Below are 16,658 nucleotides of genomic sequence, written 5' to 3' on the forward strand. Positions count from 1 at the left end.
TGTAATCTCATTGTATGAAACAGAAAAACCCCATACCGCATTATCATTGTATGCGGCATGGGGTTGTTAACATGCGGAAAGAATGTCTAATAATAACCTTTTAACGAATGCGGCTCTCCGTCAAATGAAACTGATTCACAAGCAGCAACATTGAGTGTGTTATTGCTCCTACATCTCCCGTCGTTTGACGCACATGATGCATGTCTTGCAGGAGCTCTTTCACAGTAAGCTCAACCTCCGCCGAGATCTGACGGTTCTCTTTGCTCACCGCTGCAATCTTCTCCATCAGAGCAACGACTTCCTCCACCACCTGTGTTTTCATGGTATCGTGAGCGTTCGCCGCGCTAAGAATCTCAGACGCCGCAGCAACAATCTGCGTCCCTTCCAGAACGACCTTCGTCCCTTCTTCCATCGAGATGAAGGCTTCATTCGCATGTCGTTCAATGTGCTCGATCGTCTCATTGATTTCCGTGGTTGATTTCTTGGTCAAATCCGCCAACTTGCGGATCTCCCCAGCAACGACGGCAAATCCTTTGCCATGCTCACCTACTCGTGCCGCCTCGATAGAGGCATTCAACGACAATAGATTCGTCTGCGCGGAGATTTCTTCAATTACTTTAAGCAGCTTCGGAATTTCTTGCGTCGTATGCAAGAAGGTTTGGATGGTTTGATTCGTTTCCTCTACTTTCGCCGAAATATCCGTCATCTTCTGACCAATACGTTCAACCTCATCCTGCGCAACGGCAATCTGCCCTGAAGCCTTCTGTTCCAGTTCGCGCAAAGTTCCGCTCATATTCTGCGTAACGTCCTTTGCGACATCAATATCCTTCAGCTGTCCACGCAGCGAGCGAATCATATCATGGATTTTCGTACTCATCCGTCCTGTAGATTGCTCCGTAGAACCAGTTGAGTCATTCATCCGCTCTTGGCTCACCTGCACCTCAGCAGCCGCTTGTTTCACTTGCAGCATGATGCCTTCCAAGGAATCGATCATATTATTGATCCATTTGGCCAAATCCCGCGTCTCATCGCCAGCGAACTCATCAACCTTCAGACGCTGCGTCAAATCCCCTTTACCTTCTGCATTAATCCGGATAAATTTATTAATTTGAGCAAGCTGTCTAGCAATCGGCTTACTTCCTTGGCGTCTAATTAAACTCGCACCAATCCCGCCGAAGAGAAGATTGACACCTACCATGATTGYTGCGCCGACACCATTCGAAACGTGTCCATTTAGCAGCCAGAAGCTACCCGCGGAAACAAGCAGCATGAGCACAATAAACCGCATTTGCAGACTGAACATCTTCCAATCAATCGAACGAGTACGATAGACTTCTTCCAAATCCCCTTCACACATCATTCCCCACACGTCCGGGCAATGCGGCAACTGGAAGGTCACACCTTTTCCAATAACAGAAATATGACGATAATCGGAATATCCCGGATATTCAACGAATAGATTATTTCCCTTAGCAATTGTTCCCGCTACGCCTGGATGCAATTGTCCCGTCGCAGGATCCGTGAAAACAAGCTCCAGTTCCGTATGCTCCTTGACGCCAACGATCCCATAATCGGTACGAACGCCATTTTTCAAATTATCGCCATGGGTAAAGGTCAAATCTTCGAATCGGCTTCGCGATAACGCTGTTCCAGGAACGATTTGTTTATTTAACCCAGGCTTTGCCATAAATAAATAGTTATCACCAGAATCGGGATACACATGTCCCGACTCGCGCTGAATCAGATCTCCGAGCACATCGTTCGGCACCCGTCCACAAACCGCTCCTTTCCATTGACCACCTACCATAATAGGTGAAATGAAAGCGATCGTCATCGCATCATGAAATGGCGAAGTACTTGGACCGATTTGGAGCGTAAGCGGGTCCGAGAAGGGGCCAAATAAGCATTTCACACCTTTGCGCGTTTCTTCCAACCCTTTCCCCAGCAAGCCACCAGCGGCATAGGATCTTCCCACATGAGCATTGTGTGTGGAGTATACGACAGTAGCCTTTTCATCCAAAATAAATACTTCGGAAAAATCAGTTCCACTCTTCATTGTTGCTGTCAAGAACCTTCCAACTATTGATGCATCCTTTGGTGCAGACTCCTTCAACGCTTCTGTCTCCGTTAACTGTTCAAGCAATCGATCCAAATTGGACCAGTAGGCGAGGGCCCAACCACGTAAAATTTCCGTTCTTGTATGCGCAATTCCTTCGAAAATATGCTCAACATCTTCCTTGATATGACGATTCAGGCGGTAAGACCACCACAAAGGCAGACCTTTTCTAAACCCCAGCCAATCAAACATACCACAACACCCCTTTTATCACATTTAATGTGACTTTGTTTAACATTCCTTATATTCGACAATTTTATAGTGATTTTCATCGCAAAGCAAGACAAATAACTGAATTTTTCATGAATAATCCGAACATTAACAAAAAAAACATGAGGAATGTCGGTATTTTTCTATGTTAGCTATATTGACATAATTTTCTGAAAAATTTACAATATAAGAAAAACCACATCGTACCAGTTGCATACACTATGTTACTATATCTAACAAATAAAGAACTTAGATCAGAAAGGAGGCCTGGTTTCTGCTTCGGGCCGTTAGCTTCTTACAGCTTCCGAACGCATAATGATGAAACCAGGGAGCTGCGATGTCTAAACCTGAGAATCTGGTCACTACCCCTTATGATCCTCGTCCTTTTTTTGATGAGATGTTTATGAACGCCTACTCGGTTCGCCCTCATTATCAAAGTACCTTCCTTCAATTCATGTCGATGAAGACAGGAAACTTAAACAAACGCCAAACGGCTACGATGAAACGGATGATGGAAGAAGGCATAACCTTCACCCTCTATAGTCCCGATCAGACAGAGGCGCTAGAGCGCACCCTCCCCTTCGATCCTATCCCAAGGATTATCCCACAGGAAGAGTGGATTAAGCTCGAACGAGGACTCAAACAGCGTGTTAAGGCCCTCAATCTATTTCTCAAAGATATTTATCATGAGCAGTCCATTCTGAAGGATGGGATTATTCCCAGAAAAATGGTGCTTTCCAATTGTTACTTCCGACCCGAGATGATGCGGCTTTCGATTCCAAATGATGTGTATGTGRCAGCCTCTGGGATTGATTTAATTCGAGATGAGCAGGGGGAATATTTCGTTCTCGAGGATAATCTCCGTTCCCCTTCTGGTTTCTCTTACCTGTATAAAAGCAGATCGATCATGACGCACTTATTCCCTGAACTCGTGTTCAGTCATTCCATTCAAGATATTGAGCATAGCTTAAATGTTTTTCTGACCGCACTGCGCAAACTGAGTCCTTCTGGCAAATCAGATCCTGTTATTGGACTTTTGACACCAGGCTGCTATAACTCCGCTTATTTCGAGCACACATTCCTCGCGCAACAAATGGGATTAGAGCTAGTTGAAGGACATGATCTCGTCGTCATTGATCACAAAGTGTACATTCGCGGTATCAAAGGACTTCGCCAAATCGATGTTCTCTACCGCCGGATAGATGATGATTTCTTAGATCCACTCGCTTTCGATCCGAACTCGATGCTTGGTGTCGCTGGCATAATGAACGCCTATCGCGCAGGCAATATCAACATTGTGAACGCACCAGGCACAGGTGTAGCCGATGACAAAGCCATTTATGCCTACGTGCCCGATATGATTCGATATTACTTGAATGAAGAACCTATTTTAAACAATGTACCAACATATATTCTTTCGCGTCCTGATGAGCGAGCGCATGTCCTGGCGCATTTGCACGAAATGGTTGTGAAGGAAACATCGCTATCTGGCGGCTACGGCATGCTAATTGGGCCAACGGCTTCTGAGAGCGAAATTGCTGATTTCCGGCTCAAAATCCTAGCTAACCCCGATCGCTATATCGCGCAACCTACGATTCAACTATCCAGAGCACCTGTCATGATCGATGGTCAAATGGCAGCAAGGCACATTGATTTGCGAGCTTTTGTCATTGCGGGTGAAGACATTCAAGTGATTCCTGGCGGACTTACGCGTGTTGCTTTGAAGGAAGGTTCCCTCGTTGTGAATTCTTCGCAAGGCGGGGGATGTAAAGATACGTGGGTTGTTCGCTAATCGCGATCTACAATTCGATTGGAGGCCAAGGGATATGGTGATGATGGGACGAACAGCGGAAGCTTTATTCTGGATCGGTAGATATTCGGAAAGAACAGAGAATCACGCTAGGCTGATCGATGTGTATTATCATATTCGTGAGGACATGGAAGGCAGCAGTAAGCAATCCTGGAGCCGGCTCATCGATACAATCGGGGACCGTGCTGCTTTCACTGAGCAGTACGGCAGCTTCACCGAACAACATGTCCTTCAATACATTACGCTAGATAAAAATAATGCTAACTCCCTACTCGCCTGTACGAACCACGCACGTGCTAACCTGCGAAATATTCGGGAGAAGATGCCTTCCGAGCTATGGGATATTTTGAATGGACTCTATTTATGGCTCAAAGAAAAAGAAGTCCGCGATATCACGAATGATTCGCCTCATTTGTTCTATCGCTTTATCCGGGATACGCTATCTATGTTTCAAGGTGCGGCGACTTCCGTCATGCCTCGTCAGAACGAATGGCATTTCGTAGAAGCTGGGCGCTATCTAGAACGAGCTGAGAATGTGCTGCGTTTAATTCAATCGCTTTGTTCGGAATATGCCAAAGAGGACTTTTCTTCCTATCCGCTCATGCTTGCGGTTTTGAAATCCGTCAGCGGATACGAATCGTATCGCAAAGAGTATGCAGATACGGTCAATTTGAATAGCATCATCAAATTTCTGCTTTTAAATGAAACATTCCCTCGATCCGTTGCCTTCTCCATGCAGTCTTTGGAGCGCTCGTTCAAGGGCATTCAATTGGATGATCCTGAACTCACCAACGCTGTGCATAAACTAGCCAAATTAGCAGGGAAAGTGAAAGCGAATTTGGCCTGCATAGACGAAGAGGATTTGAGATCAGGCAAATTAGAAGCGACATTGCAAACACTGCTCGACTCCTGTAATGGGATGGGGGTACGGATGTCCAAAGTCTTTTTTCCCTCGCGGGAGGAGGTTATCGCATGAAGAAGCTGGAGATCACACACATTACTCGTTATTCCTACACCGATTCCGCACAGGACAGTGTCAATGAAATTCGGCTAACTCCGTTAACGGACAATCGTCAATCCTGTTATCACCATGCGATCACAACCGAGCCTGTATCGGCTTTCTTCACCTATTCAGACTATTTCCACAACCGGGTACACGCCTTTACAGTCAACAAGCTCCATCGCGAGCTCACGATTAAGATGGTCTCCACCGTCGTTACGCACGAAAATGATAACAATCCTGTATCTGTCCCTTCGCTCTATGAAGCTAAAGCTTCGAGATTCGTAGATGACTTTCAGAATGAATATGCTGAATATTTATTACCAACCAGCTATACCGGGCTAACGCCTGAGTTGAAGGCTTACTCCGATGCCATTGTCGATGATGGGGTCCCCTTATATGATCTACTCCAAACCATCTACACCACCATCAACCGCGATTTCACTTATGACGTTTCGGCAACCTCCGTGCAGACCACGGTAGGCGAGATGTTGAAGCTGCGGCGTGGTGTTTGTCAGGACTACTCACATTTCATGATTACCATTTGCCGCGAAAAAGGCATTCCAACCCGATACGTGAGCGGCTACCACTTCGTCGGTGATTTGCAAGGAGGCAGTGCGGATTTCACGCAAGCCTCCCACGCGTGGGTGGAATGTCTCATCCCCGGCTCAGGCTGGTTCGGGTATGACCCAACTAACAATTGCGAAGTAAACTGGCGCTATATCAAGCTTGGGCATGGACGAGACTATAATGATATCGTCCCTGTCAAAGGCGTCTATCGCGGATCAGGCAGACAGGACTTGGAAGTAATTGTGGATGTTAAGCTAGTGGAATAGACTTGCCTGCTACAAGTCGCATTAATAAAACCAGTTAGCATCCGCTAGCGCACAATACTTGTGCGCTAGCGTGCGGCGGCAGCCGGGCTGGAACTACTTGCGCACAATATTTGTGCGCTAGCGTGCGACGGTAGCCGGGCTGGATCTACTTGCGCACAATATTTGTGCGCTAGCGTGCGGCGGCAGCCGGGCTGGATCTGCTTGCGCACAATACTTGTGCGCTAGCGTGCGGCGGCAGCCGGGCTGGATCTACTTGCGCACAATATTTGTGCGCTAGCGTGCGGCGGCAGCCGGGCTGATCTACTTGCGCACAATATTTGTGCGCTAGCGTGCGACGGTAGCCGGGCTGCATCTGCTAGCGCACAATACTTGTGCGCTAGCGTGCGGCGGCAGCCGGGCTGGAACTACTTGCGCACAATATTTGTGCGCTAGCGTGCGACGATAGCCGGGCTGGATCTACTTGCGCACAATATTTGTGCGCTAGTGTGCGGTTGGCGCACAGTCTGCAAAATCACCACACTTAGAAGGGAATCCTGCTCTTTGAATTTTATACTTTCTATTATTTCGAGAAAAGGCACGGATCTAGGATCCGCGCCTTTCTCTTATTTAAAAGAAATCCGTCAGATACGTTGTACGCTCCGGAATGAATCGTTCCAATCTGGAGATCTCACCTGCGTCACCGTGCAGACGACCAATGCGATGCAGCAACGATGCTCGTTTGTAACCCATCAACAGCGCGGATAAGGTCTGGATGTCACACGAGATGACATGCTGATCTTCCACTTTTTCTCCCCCCGCACCGTTACCGAATACTTGTTCCTCACTTAGTTTAACAACGTCATTCCCTTCACCTTGCGCTGGCTGAATTCGGAATATCCCATTATTCCAATCGGCATGTCCGTCTCGAAGTTGTAGATAGAATGATTTGTCCACGTTTGCGCCTTCCACAACCGCGTTGAAAGGATACGCCCTAAGAAACGCCGCAGCATCAACGATGCGTGCCATAAAATAAGGAACGACCTCTTGCTTGATCCGAGGATCCGCCAATACAAAAGGCAGCGGGTCGCCAAACGGCGCCTGGCATACCACTTTGTCAATCATCGAGTCATGATTGGAGATCAATCGCCATAGTCCACGATTCGCATCCTCCGTTAGTGCAATCAACTCATGCACAGTGAGCACCTTTTCCTTCACTTGATAAATGATGTACCCCTCCGGCTCTCCAGCAGGATTCAAATATAAGGTTACGATTCCTTGCTTCCTTTTAAAGACACTCTTGCGCCACCAATCCCCCGTCCGAACGAGCATGCCGTTAAAACGTTTGGCGTACGCCTCGTAGATCGGATTTAGCAACGCCGATTCCGCTTCGATCCGTCGAAGCGTGCTGCCTGCTGCAACCTCCGCCTTCGGCTGCTGGTGGGTAGCAATTTCATATCGCATGTATTCGATATATGCCTCCCATCCGTATTTGCGATAAAATGCAAAAGCGAATGGTGCCAAGAAAGACAGCGTCTGCCCAGATTCTTTCATCGATTGCAGTGCGCGTGACAACAATTGACCGACCATTCCCTGCCGACGATATTCTGGCCAAGTCGCTACGCTAGCAATGCCACCCATCTTAAAAGCTTTGCCGTTTACCCATGTTTCCAGCTCCAGAATCGTTAATTTGGCTGCTAACTGATCTTCAACAAAATACCCTATGGCCTGTTGGGACGCCATTGCAGCTAGTTTTTCATCCCGCTCTTCAGGCAAAACCTTGTATTGAAAAGCAAACTCCGACAAGGCAAGACTGTCTTGAAAATCATCCTTTTTCAACAATCTGATGGGATCCATAGTACCTCCTAGTTGTCCATTTACCTCTATTCTAACATGTAGAATTCAACATAATCCATACACACCCATTTTGATCAATTTTCTTAAAAAGTGATAACCCGTTGCACCCTCAAAGACGTATTTAGGGCTATTTTCCGAAAATCTGACGATAGTTCACCTAGCCTTTCGCTACTACAATAAAGAAGCGCAGACATCTATCATGTCTTAGAGCCAGCAAGAGTTCGTAATTCTGCGTAGTGGTGAGATTTCCCCAGACGAAGGAAGAAGGTGATGGTTTAACGTAGCAAGACACGAACGGCCAACGATCAGCATGAATTTCACAGCATCTTATCATTCATTCCGAAATAAGGCGTTTATTAGTTTAACAGGAGGTTTTTTATGAAAAAGAAAGTGTTACTGCTCGTGCTTGTTTTCTTCATGATGTTGGGATCAGTTGTTGCATACGCCGCACCTAAAGTGAATACGTTTGAACGGCCCGCTCGCGGAAGCGCTTACAGTTTAGCCGAATGGGGTGTCGATGGTTGGAGTGCCCCTTGGGACCTTGGGATGAGCACACGCACATGGATCGACGGCTACAATTTTAACCACTCTGGCGGTCAATCGCTTCGCGTGTTCTATCCACAAGGCCAAATTGACCCGCAAAACTCTGGTGCTCAAGCCCCTTTTACCGTAACACCTGGGCAAGAATACTATTTATCGTATTGGGTTCGATTCAGCAGCGATTTCAGTTGGGGATCGACCGAAAATGCAGGCAAACTAGGGCTTGGATTAGCCGGCGGTGCCGCTTGTTCAGGCGGGCAGGAATGTACGGGCTACAATGGTTTTAGCTCTCGGATGATATGGCGTTCAGGCGGTCAAGCCGCTATTTATTACTATCACATGGGCAATGCTGGGCAATATGGGGACTATGCTGTTTTGAAAAACAACGGTGCCGATATCTATTATCCGAAAGGATCATGGGTGAACATCGTTCAGCGCCTCAAGGTCAACACCGTCACGAACGGAAATGCCAATCCAGATGGTGAGATTCAAATTTGGTATAACGGCACTTCGGCAGCCAACATTACAGGATTACGCTTCGTACGTAACACCGATCAGGTTGATAAAGCGTACTTCTCTTCGTTCTTCGGCGKAGCAACTTCCGCATTCGCACCTCAGAATGACTCCTATATCTGGTACGACGACCTCAAGGTTTCCACCAATAAAGCAGAAATCTGCGAACTCGCTGTTGGCGGCTGTTATAACCGCACGTTCCAAGCGGAAAGTTACAATTCTATGAGTGGCGTCATCACTGAGACCACACCTGATACAGGCGGTGGCCAAAATGTTGGCGCGATTGACAGCCAAGATTGGATCGCTTTCAGCAATGTGAACATTCCCACGGCGGGCACGTATTTGGTCGAATATCGGATCGCGACCCCGAATAATAACGGAAAAATCTCGCTGGACATCAACGCCGGGGGAACCGTATTAGGTCAAATCGATATCCCCAATACCGGCAGCTTTTCGACGTATCGCACCGTCTCTCATCAGGTTCAGATCCCAGCAGGCACACATCAATTCGGCATCTATGCAGCGACCGGCGGTTTCGATATCAATTGGTGGAAAATCACCAAACTTTATTAATTTGAAGTGAATTGAAGGAAGGAAGGAAGGATTGGCCAGTTGCTTAGGCAATTGGCTTATTCTCTTTTTGCCTACCTCCTCAACTCCTCCCCAGAATCTGTAATAGTCCGAAATCTCCGAACTAAACCGAGCATTCTACTCTAAAATAGTCTAATAGTCCGATTATGCCGAACTATTAACACCATTTCCTTGCGGGTGAGGCGTTTTCGGCGATTTAGTTAGGCTTATTCGGACTAATCCGGATTTGTTGGGGCTGACAATAGGATTAGTTGGGTAATTTCGGACTAATTCTACTAACCTGACTACATAGAGCACTACGAGGCGTTGAGGCAGAGCGGGGTAGCGGCATGGGATGTTGAATGAATTACTCTCTCCACTTCCTCGCATCTCTCCTTATCTCCTCTTCCTCTTCCTCTTCCCCTTCCTCTTCCACTTCCTCTTCCTCTTCCTCTTCCCCTTCCTCTTCCTCTTCCTCTTCCCCTTCCTCTTCCTTCTCTCCATCTCCCATCTCCCATCTCCCTCCTCTCCTCACTCTCAAAAATGCAAAAATACAACCTTTTCCCACGTTTTGACCACAAAAAAAGGAAATGCGTGCGAATAGGCAACCTTTTTAACGTATTTCATTAGAATCTCCTGAAATCACTCCAAATTGATGCCTATTTGCATCAATTTCCAATAACGGAGGGGAACACCTACTTGCTAATTATTCTCATTACACTCATCCCCCTCATTACTGTCCTTACTTCTCAATACTCATATTGGGKCTGGGGCTGGGGAGGTGTCTGGAGCGAAGGCGGTGAAAGTGAGGGGATGGCGATAGGGCGAGAGCAGGGAGAAGGCCGAGGCGGGGGCAATAGGGCTAGAGCACAGGCCGGGGAAACGAAGGTGGAGGAGGTCGAGGCGATGGCTTGGGAGGATTCGTGAGTCCCACAAAAGAAAAACCCAAAAGACACACGCTTGCATGCAAGCGCGTGTCTTTTTTGGGTTTCTGTCTACGACTAGTTTTACTTACTAGCTTGCTTAGGCAACAATCGAGTAATCACCGTAATCGCCTCTGCACGGGTAACTGTGCTAAGTGGTCCGAAACGGTTCTCTGCATATCCTTGCATCAGACCCGCTTCTTGTACGATGCCTACAGCTTCTAGGGCCCACGCAGGTATGTCGGAGACATCCGCGAATGTCACAGCTTTCGCCGCCGATGTACCGGCGCCATACGCGTTCGCCAGCACAACAGCCAGTTGTGCTCTTGTCAATGGATTGCCAGGGCGGAACGTGCTGTCCTCGTAGCCTTGAACAAGGTTCGATTTGGCTGCCAGCGCAATCGCTTGCTTCGCCCAATCGCCGATCGTATCGCCATCGCTGTAATTCGGCAGCTTCTCTGCCCCAGCGTTCGGATGCACAGCGTTCATCAGCATGACGATGAATTCCGCACGCGACACGAACTGATTCGGCTTAAATGAGCCGTCCTCATACCCATGTACGATGCCCGTTTTCAACGCTGCTCTAATATCCGATTCTGCCCAATGTCCTGCAATATCACTCAGATTTAATATGGGATCTACGTTCGGTTTCCCAGGAACAACAGTCGTTTGGTTAACAGCAAATACCGCATATTTCGTCAGATGGTTCACATCGACGGTGATTTGATCCCCATTTACCTTACCACCAGCGACTTCCACCCATACTTTTTTCGCTTCGTCATAATAGAAAACCACTGCTTTCTGATCAGCCTTCAAGCTCGTTTTGTCAAAAGCAAACGTTAGCGTAATTGGCTTACTGAAGTTCTCAGAGAAGTTTTTCAAAATCTCAAAAATCGGACTAGCGAGAACCTCTTTACTGGTTATCAATTTTGTAGTATCTAGCACTTTGTCTATCGTGACCTTCAGTTCTTTGGCCGAAGCATCAGCCGGGATTGTCATCTTCACCTCATTGTTCAAACTAACCTCGCCTGTTTTACCTCGAGGCAATGTCAACGTACCATTTGTAGAAACAACGGGTAGGTTGTTTGAAGTTGGCGTTGAGCCACTGTTTCCTTGCACAACAGCCTCTGCATCGCGTTTTACAGTCACCGTATAAGTCTTACTACTACCATTCTGTGCAGTCACCACGATCTTGATTTCATTCGAACCTACTTGTAAATTAACCCATCCACTTGCTTGGCCGCTAATCACTACAACATCATTAACCGTCATCGTCGCATGGTTGTCATCAACATTCGCAGTTACCGATATACGCGATACCGAATTAGGCACATTCGAGCTATATAACGTTGTGCCCGCTGCAAAAGTAGGAGCAATGACGCCAGTAGACAACGTTAGTCCACTTAAGTCGGCATTATTACTAACTACAGGCGCTTCTGGCGCTCGATTCACACGAAGTTGATATGGATTCATAGCAATGCCATCTTCCGCTGTCACCTGAATATCAATGAGGTTAGATCCCACTTGTAAGTCGTTCACCGTGTAGGTATACACATTACCCGTTACTGAGCTATAAGTTGCACCCGTCACGGTCAGCGTTTGATTAGTATGAGCTTTACTTACTGTCAAAATAAGACTGGTAACGCTATTCGGAACTTCCACGCTATATGAAAGCTGCGCAGGATCGAATGTTATCGAACCTTGATCTACATCTAAGTCCGATAGCAAAGCATCGTTACTGATCACCACTGGTACACCAAGCAAGATAACCTGTGTAACCACAGTATCACCATAATTCGATGCTTTTACCGTTACCGCATGGCTACCCTCACCTAACACACCCGCACGTATCGTGATCTTCCCTGCTTGAATCTCATAATCCGTCGGTGACAACGTTGTAGCGCCAACCTTCACTGTTGTGATGGCCGCTCTCCATGCTGCATCCTCTGTGAATGTGATGTCGATCGGGCTTAGTGTATCGTTCGCAGTCACATCTGCTGATAACGCAGGTGCAGACAACTGCTGAACACTTACCATCACAAAACCATTATCTTTGGTGAAAGGTACTTCGCTGCCGTTCCATAACACCTTCGTAGTGGATGGTGCGTAAGTAACCGTAGTCACACTGTTTACACCTGACAGCTCGTTTAGCGTCAGCTGTAATTCGTTCGTGTTCACACTCGTTGTGATGGCAACATTCTCCGCGGTTTGTTGCAAACCGTCTACGAAATAATATTGCAACTGTCCAGCGACTTCCTTCTCACTATTCGAATAAAATAATTGCTTACGACCATCTTTCATGTCCACCACGATATGTGTTGGATCGGTTCTACGTACGTTCTCGATTTTACTTGTACCTTTGTACGGTTCAAGTACGCTAACGAATTGCGCATTGTTGCCATACACCCGATTGACCACTGTAGGTGTGTAAGCAGCCGTATCGTTGCCTGGCCCTGGTGCTTCACCTACAATCATCGTAGAAGGCGCGCTTGGGGAGCTAGTTAAGCTAAATAGTTTTAACCCATTTCCATTGACGGTATTCCATGCTCCTTCCCAACTACCGGACAGCTCCTTGGATGTGCCATTTCGGAAGAATGGCGTTGAGTCCTTCGTGCCTAGTGGACCTGCAAAAGTGTCCATTGTCGTGCCAGGTGTGAATGCACCAATACCATGCATTAACCAATCATACTGACGTCTCGTTGCTGATTCCAGTGTAAATAGATCGATCATGTAATCCTTGGTCACAGCCACTGTTCGCTCATAGCGACCCATGCCCGCGTTAGCTTTACTTGATGTGTTTGTCATAATATTGAACGGTTCCGATTGCATGAATAACTTCGTCGGTTCATACACTTCCACATTGTTCACAGTCGGAATTGCCTGCGTATCGCCGTCAACCATGACGGTGTTATGAGAGAATGTCGTTTTGTAATAAGACGTGTACATAGAGTTACTGTAAGGAGGGATACCAAGATCCGGGGCTAACCGCTCACCCTTGCCGAATACCTCCAAATGAAGCTTATCTGGATGACCGTGATAACCGCCGTGCACACCATAATCAACAAGTGCGTAAAGCTGCTCATCTCCAGTACCTGCACGCAAAACAGAATGGCCGAGTCCCGTGAAATTCATACTTTCGGACGGCAATGTTCCTCCATTTGGAATCACGGATTTCCCGTAGAACACCGCTTGTTCGCCAACAATACCTGAGTTAGTATTGCCTGGCACGATAAAGCCGCCTCTAGCCCGCTCTCTATCGTTATAAAGCATACTCAACAGCGTACCGTAATCAGCGTCATTATACTCCGCATATACGCCTTCGTAATCCMTCGGTACAACTCTGCCTGGCGCCCCTAAATTCGTAGGATACTTACCAGAATCGTTACTGTTAATAATGCCGAGATCCGGGAACGCATATTGCAGTGTAACGTCAAATGTTTTCTTGAAGTTCGGACTAGCAAAAAGATCATAACCCATATTCTTCAAGGCTTGCGCATGGAAGAACAACGCTGACTGTGCGTAGAAATGATAACCAATCGCACCCTCATACCAGAATCCATCGGACAATACGCTGTTTGCCATTTGGAAATTAAATCCGCTCTTCCCAGTCACAGAGAAATCCATCAGCGTCTTATCTTCCAATGCTGCACCAACTGCACCGATTGCCGCATTGTGCCACGTTTGCCAGTTAGACTTACCAACATCATAACCCTGCAAAGTTTTAGCTGAAGGGGCAAACAAATTCTGCTCCACATTGTATTTCTCAGCGGCACTCAACAGACCGCTTGGTTCAATTAAGTCATAGGCTTGCACGAGTTCAATCATTTGAACCGCTTCATCCAGCGACTGATAATATAGTCTGCCGTTTAGCGCTTGCATGGCATAGCTTGGATATAGCTCCGCATAATTGAGCAGCATCTCTTTGGCTTTCTGGGCATACTTCGCTTCACCACTTAATGCATAAGTTAGCGCAAGATTGCGTACCGCCTCGATATTAACCGTATGTGCTGTGAACCGCCATCCGGCATCTACATCCGAACCCGTGTATATTTGGTTGTTCGTCGGACACAAATGTTCATGAGGCGTGTCATAATTAAATACGAGTGGCGTATCGCCGCAGACGAACTTCCCACTCTCTCCTGCTGGTTTGGAAGGATAATAGACCGTTTTATTCAACCAGCTATCTGCTTTTACTTTAATCGCATCTAAGTAATCTTCTGCCCAACCATAGCTCTGAATCTTAGCCTTCGCCTCATTCAGTTGCGTTTGAGATGTCATAATGTAGGGATGCTGCTTCGTCGCGACCCTTGGAGCCCCTACCTTCGCATTCAATTCAACCGTTATTTCCTTACCACCTTGAATAGGTTTCACGGTATAAATGGCTTTCTGCACATCACCCGCTTGCGCGGAGGCAGGCACCTTGACCTGAAGATTCACATCCGTTTCCGCGCCTTTCGCAACGACAGCGGTAGTCGGAGTAACCGTCACATCATAACCAGGTCCAAATGCTGTTTTGGGCGAAATTTGATAAGCCGTATCGACGTCACTAATATTTTTGAGCGAAAATGTATAGTTTAGTAGGCTATCTGGCAATGTGCTCTTATCAATCTGTTTAATGGATGATTCCACCGCATTCTTAGCCAGAGCAAAACCATCGAAATACAACTTATCCGTCGGATCCGATACATCTAAATTGTACCAATTAGGATGTATAATGACTTGGTTAAAATTCGCTAAGTCAGCTAATCCCGTTGAATTCAGCATTTTATTGAAAGGTACTTCAACTTTCTTCCACCCTACCCAATCCACATAAAACGTAGACATGAAATAGTCAAAGCCAGGCGTTGGAACGTTACACTCAAGAATGAAGTACACCTTCTTATTCGATGCTTTCTCTGAATATAACCAGAATTCGATTTGGTCATTTTGCTTCCAAGGCCCTGTCATCCCTGTTATGTTGATGGCCGTTGTTGGATCCGTCCACCGCCCGGACTTTGTACCGAGAACTGCTGGTATTTCAGACGTTGCCGTCGTGTTCGTCCAACCGCTAAAAGTCTCCATATTGCCAATCGGCGTACTGGAACTTCCAGACAAGTCCATATTATACGTATAACTCTTCACTTCACTGACCTTGCCTTCGAATTCAGCCTTCGTCGTTATTGTCAGTGGGTGATCCACTACTAGTGGTGTTGTATACAGCTTATAGGTGTTATCTACACCTTCAATTTTATAATAGACGGCAGCCCCAACTGTCGGGGATGATAAAGCAATCGACTTCGTTTCCGCATAGGTCCCGGCTGAAGGACTGGCGCTAACGGCTTCTACATAATCTCGATATATAATCGCGTACTGATAGGTCGTTTCTTCGCTTTCAATATTGTTAATCGATGATTTCGTAACCAGCGTCACATTAGCGGTCTGTTCACCGTTCGATGTAAATGTGAGCGGGGTTGTGTAAAGTTGGAATGCACTGTCAATGCCGACTCGTTTATAGTACAGCTTCGCTAATGATGTTGGTGTTGATGCACTGGATAAGTTCACGATCACTTTATTCGTATACTCGCCTGAGGGCTTATTCGATGTGACAGGATGAACCGCTGCATTACCTGTCAACCGAAGGTCATCTAAATAAATTTGCAAACCCACATCTTGGACTGTCGAACCTAGAGGCTGTGGATGGAATCGGATGTAATCTAAAGGTCCCCAAGCCGCAACGCTTGCAGAACTCTTCTGCGTTTGCACGACACTAAGCGGAATCTCGATTTCTTTCCAACCTGTCCAATCGAGAAGAACGCGATAATAGTAGTAGTTACTATCACCTTTCATGTGAAACCTGATCTCAAATGGCCGATCCGCCTGAGTGCCCGTTCTCGCCTTAGCAGAGTAAGCCCACACTTTAAACGTGGAGTAGCCATTCAGGTCAACATTGGGCGCCAATTTCGGATAAACCGAAACTGTACCTGTGACATCAGCTCCGTTATTGAACGTTAATAACCATTTCTTCGACCCTGTTCCCTCTTTGATAAATTGGGGATCCGCATTACTTTCTGCGGCCAGACTTGCCGTACTTGTGATATCGCCAGCTAGATTCGTCGTCGAATCCATATTGTTCAACTGTAAAGAAATCGGAAACTCCTGAACCGCCGCATCCGCGGTTTGGAGTGGAAGGAACAATTGCAGCAGGCTTAAGAGTAACAACGCTGCATGTAAAGCTGACAGCCTTTTCATAAACCGATGAAGCACCATAAACTTCATTCCTCTCCTTTGGATAATACAAAGCCCCGCTATCTCAGGCGGGGCTGTTAGT

9 protein-coding genes are annotated in these 16,658 nt (G+C 46.9%); 5 read left to right on the top strand and 4 right to left on the bottom strand.

The window, feature by feature from the left end:
* Nucleotides 1-100 precede the first annotated feature (100 nt).
* Complete coding sequence (locus tag AC1DLM_RS15640; RefSeq protein ID WP_477570480.1) at nucleotides 101-2,308, bottom strand: methyl-accepting chemotaxis protein; 2,208 nt, start codon at nucleotides 2,306-2,308, stop codon at nucleotides 101-103.
* Between the two features lie 355 nt (nucleotides 2,309-2,663).
* Between AC1DLM_RS15640 and AC1DLM_RS15645 the strand changes: the two genes are divergently transcribed.
* The 3 genes from AC1DLM_RS15645 to AC1DLM_RS15655 are packed head-to-tail and all read left to right on the top strand — an operon-like array spanning nucleotide 2,664 to nucleotide 5,972.
* Nucleotides 2,664-4,118, top strand: coding sequence for a circularly permuted type 2 ATP-grasp protein (locus tag AC1DLM_RS15645; RefSeq protein ID WP_477570481.1), 1,455 nt, complete (start codon nucleotides 2,664-2,666; stop codon nucleotides 4,116-4,118).
* A gap of 34 nt (nucleotides 4,119-4,152) precedes the next feature.
* Entirely contained in the window at nucleotides 4,153-5,112 is a 960-nt protein-coding gene (locus AC1DLM_RS15650) for an alpha-E domain-containing protein (RefSeq protein ID WP_246302579.1), read from the top strand.
* Entirely contained in the window at nucleotides 5,109-5,972 is an 864-nt protein-coding gene (locus AC1DLM_RS15655; protein ID WP_477570482.1) for a transglutaminase family protein, read from the top strand. Before AC1DLM_RS15650 ends, AC1DLM_RS15655 begins: the two co-directional genes overlap by 4 nt.
* Nucleotides 5,973-6,578: 606 nt before the next feature.
* Here AC1DLM_RS15655 and AC1DLM_RS15660 read toward each other — a convergent pair.
* Nucleotides 6,579-7,805 (bottom strand): GNAT family N-acetyltransferase, encoded by a 1,227-nt coding sequence (locus tag AC1DLM_RS15660; RefSeq protein ID WP_441991374.1) that lies wholly within the window; start codon nucleotides 7,803-7,805, stop codon nucleotides 6,579-6,581.
* 378 nt (nucleotides 7,806-8,183) lie between these two features.
* Here AC1DLM_RS15660 and AC1DLM_RS15665 point away from each other — a divergent pair, with 378 nt between their 5' ends.
* Nucleotides 8,184-9,431, top strand: a complete 1,248-nt coding sequence (locus tag AC1DLM_RS15665; RefSeq protein ID WP_477570483.1) for a carbohydrate-binding protein — start codon at nucleotides 8,184-8,186, stop codon at nucleotides 9,429-9,431.
* 364 nt (nucleotides 9,432-9,795) lie between these two features.
* Here AC1DLM_RS15665 and AC1DLM_RS15670 read toward each other — a convergent pair whose 3' ends face one another.
* Nucleotides 9,796-9,939: a hypothetical protein gene (locus tag AC1DLM_RS15670; RefSeq protein WP_477570484.1), complete on the bottom strand. Its 144-nt coding sequence runs from the start codon at nucleotides 9,937-9,939 to the stop codon at nucleotides 9,796-9,798.
* Nucleotides 9,940-10,127: 188 nt separating this feature from the next.
* On the opposite strand from AC1DLM_RS15670, the gene AC1DLM_RS15675 reads away from it, so the two are divergent.
* The gene (locus AC1DLM_RS15675; protein ID WP_477570485.1) at nucleotides 10,128-10,355 is read left to right on the top strand and encodes a hypothetical protein; all 228 of its coding nucleotides are present in this window, start codon (nucleotides 10,128-10,130) and stop codon (nucleotides 10,353-10,355) included.
* Between the two features lie 80 nt (nucleotides 10,356-10,435).
* Here the strand turns inward: AC1DLM_RS15675 and AC1DLM_RS15680 are convergent, their stop codons facing one another.
* Nucleotides 10,436-16,597, bottom strand: a complete 6,162-nt coding sequence (locus tag AC1DLM_RS15680; protein ID WP_477570486.1) for an S-layer homology domain-containing protein — start codon at nucleotides 16,595-16,597, stop codon at nucleotides 10,436-10,438.
* Nucleotides 16,598-16,658: the final 61 nt, after the last annotated feature.

Source organism: Paenibacillus sp. 01T442 (assembly GCF_056398345.1).